At 49.2% G+C, this 3255-nt stretch carries 2 rRNA genes; both read left to right on the forward strand.

The annotated features are described in order from the left end of the window. Positions 1-132: 132 nt before the first annotated feature. A 23S ribosomal RNA gene (locus JCM15457_RS11520) occupies positions 133-3052 on the forward strand. An 85-nt stretch (positions 3053-3137) separates the two neighbouring features. Then, positions 3138-3254, forward strand: a 5S ribosomal RNA gene (rrf, locus tag JCM15457_RS11525). Position 3255 lies beyond the last annotated feature (1 nt).

Genomic DNA, 3255 nt, shown 5'->3' on the forward strand with positions numbered 1-3255 from the left:
AAATTTGTTCTTTGAAAACTAGATAATATTTTTTCTTAAATTAACAAACCGAGAACACCGCGTTTTAAAGAGTTTTGAAAATAAGAATTTTCTTGACGCAAACTCATAACCGCTTTACCGATGGTAAAGATAGGTTAAGTTATTAAGGGCGCATGGTGGATGCCTTGGCACTAGGAGCCGATGAAGGACGGGACTAACTCCGATATGCTCCGGGGAGCTGTAAGTAAGCTTTGATCCGGAGATTTCCGAATGGGGAAACCCAGTAGTTTTAATCGACTATTACCACTGATTGAATACATAGATCAGTTGGAGGAAGACGCAGGGAACTGAAACATCTAATTACCTGCAGGAAGATAAAGAAAAATCGATTCCCTCAGTAGCGGCGAGCGAACGGGGAACAGCCCAAACCAAGAAGCTTGCTTCTTGGGGTTGTAGGACTGAACATTTGAGTTATCAAGGAAGCTTGTAATCGAATGACTTGGGAAAGTCAGCTAAAAAAGGTGAAAGCCCTGTAGATGAAACAAGTTTCTCTCAGTTCAGGATCCTGAGTACGGCGGAACACGTGAAATTCCGTCGGAATCCGGGAGGACCATCTCCCAAGGCTAAATACTTCCTAGTGACCGATAGTGAACCAGTACCGTGAGGGAAAGGTGAAAAGCACCCCGGAAGGGGAGTGAAACAGTTCCTGAAACCATGTGCCTACAAGTAGTTAGAGCCCGTTAACGGGTGATAGCGTGCCTTTTGTAGAATGAACCGGCGAGTTACGTTTGTATGCGAGGTTAAGTCGGAAATGACGGAGCCGTAGCGAAAGCGAGTCTGAAGAGGGCGAAATGAGTATGCAGACGTAGACCCGAAACCAAGTGACCTACCCATGTCCAGGTTGAAGGTGCGGTAAAACGCACTGGAGGACCGAACTCATGTATGTTGAAAAATGCTGAGATGAGGTGTGGGTAGCGGAGAAATTCCAAACGAACTTGGAGATAGCTGGTTCTCTCCGAAATAGCTTTAGGGCTAGCCTCGGAAAGAAGGATCGTGGAGGTAGAGCACTGTTTGGACTAGGGGCCCATCTTGGGTTACTGAATTCAGATAAACTCCGAATGCCACTGATCTATATCCGGGAGTCAGACTGCGAGTGATAAGATCCGTAGTCGAAAGGGAAACAGCCCAGACCACCAATTAAGGTCCCTAAATACATGTTAAGTGGAAAAGGATGTGGAGTTGCATAGACAACTAGGATGTTGGCTCAGAAGCAGCCACCATTTAAAGAGTGCGTAATAGCTCACTAGTCGAGTGACCCTGCGCCGAAAATGTACCGGGGCTAAACATGTTACCGAAATTGTGGATGCAACCGTAAGGTTGCGTGGTAGGAGAGCGTTCTAAGGGCGGTGAAGCCAGACCGGAAGGACTGGTGGAGCGCTTAGAAGTGAGAATGCCGGTATGAGTAGCGCAAGACAGGTGAGAATCCTGTCCACCGAATGACTAAGGTTTCCTGGGGAAGGCTCGTCCTCCCAGGGTTAGTCGGGACCTAAGCTGAGGCCGAAAGGCGTAAGCGATGGATAACAGGTTGAGATTCCTGTACTAGTTGTAATTGTTTGAACGATGGAGGGACGCAGGAGGCTAGGAACGCGCACTGTTGGACATGTGCGTCCAAGCAACAAGTTTTTAAGCGAGTCAAATGCTTGCTTATCTAAGGACGAGTTGTGATGGGCAGCGAAATTTAAAGTAGCGAAGGTTCTGATGTCACACTGCCGAGAAAAGCTTCTAGTAAGGTTACAACTACCCGTACCGCAAACCGACACAGGTAGTCGAGGAGAGAATCCTCAGGTGAGCGAGAGAACTCTCGTTAAGGAACTCGGCAAAATGACCCCGTAACTTCGGGAGAAGGGGTGCTGATCGACAGATCAGCCGCAGTGAATAGGCCCAAACGACTGTTTATCAAAAACACAGGTTTCTGCAAAATCGTAAGATGACGTATAGGGCTGACGCCTGCCCGGTGCTGGAAGGTTAAGAGGATGGGTTAGCTTCGGCGAAGCTCAGAATTGAAGCCCCAGTAAACGGCGGCCGTAACTATAACGGTCCTAAGGTAGCGAAATTCCTTGTCGGGTAAGTTCCGACCCGCACGAAAGGCGTAACGATTTGGGCACTGTCTCAACGAGAGACTCGGTGAAATTATAATACCCGTGAAGATGCGGGTTACCCGCGACAGGACGGAAAGACCCCATGGAGCTTTACTGTAGCTTGATATTGGGTGTTTGTACAACTTGTACAGGATAGGTAGGAGCCATTGAAGTCGGAACGCTAGTTTCGACTGAGGCGTTGGTGGGATACTACCCTCGTTGTATGAACACTCTAACCCTCGCCAATAAACGTGGCGGGAGACAGTGTCAGGTGGGCAGTTTGACTGGGGCGGTCGCCTCCTAAAAGGTAACGGAGGCGCCCAAAGGTTCCCTCAGAATGGTTGGAAATCATTCGCAGAGTGTAAAGGCACAAGGGAGCTTGACTGCGAGACAGACAAGTCGAGCAGGGACGAAAGTCGGGCTTAGTGATCCGGTGGTTCCGTATGGAAGGGCCATCGCTCAACGGATAAAAGCTACCCTGGGGATAACAGGCTTATCTCCCCCAAGAGTCCACATCGACGGGAGGTTTGGCACCTCGATGTCGGCTCATCGCATCCTGGGGCTGTAGTCGGTCCCAAGGGTTGGGCTGTTCGCCCATTAAAGCGGTACGCGAGCTGGGTTCAGAACGTCGTGAGACAGTTCGGTCCCTATCCGTCGCGGGCGTAGGAAATTTGAGAGGATCTGTCCTTAGTACGAGAGGACCGGGATGGACACACCGCTGGTGTACCAGTTGTTCCGCCAGGAGCATAGCTGGGTAGCTACGTGTGGATGAGATAAACGCTGAAAGCATCTAAGTGCGAAACTCACCTCGAGATAAGATTTCCCATTTCGCAAGAAAGTAAGACCCCTGAGAGAAGATCAGGTAGATAGGTTGGAAGTGGAAGTACAGTGATGTATGGAGCGGACCAAAACTAATCGGTCGAGGACTTAACCAAAGAGTAAGAGAACGTGGAAGGTAAGTTAAGGAAAGAAAGATATTAGCTAGTTTTGAGAGAACAAGTTTTTCTCAAGCACAAAGAGTGCGGTGATGATGGCAAGAAGGATACACCTGTTCCCATGTCGAACACAGAAGTTAAGCTTCTTCACGCCGATAGTAGTTGGGGGATCGCCCCCTGCGAGGGTAGGTCGTTGCCGTGCA

Origin of the sequence: Liquorilactobacillus sucicola DSM 21376 = JCM 15457, from assembly GCF_000612445.1 — a bacterium.
In the GTDB taxonomy this organism is placed as follows: Bacteria; Bacillota; Bacilli; order Lactobacillales; family Lactobacillaceae; genus Liquorilactobacillus; species Liquorilactobacillus sucicola.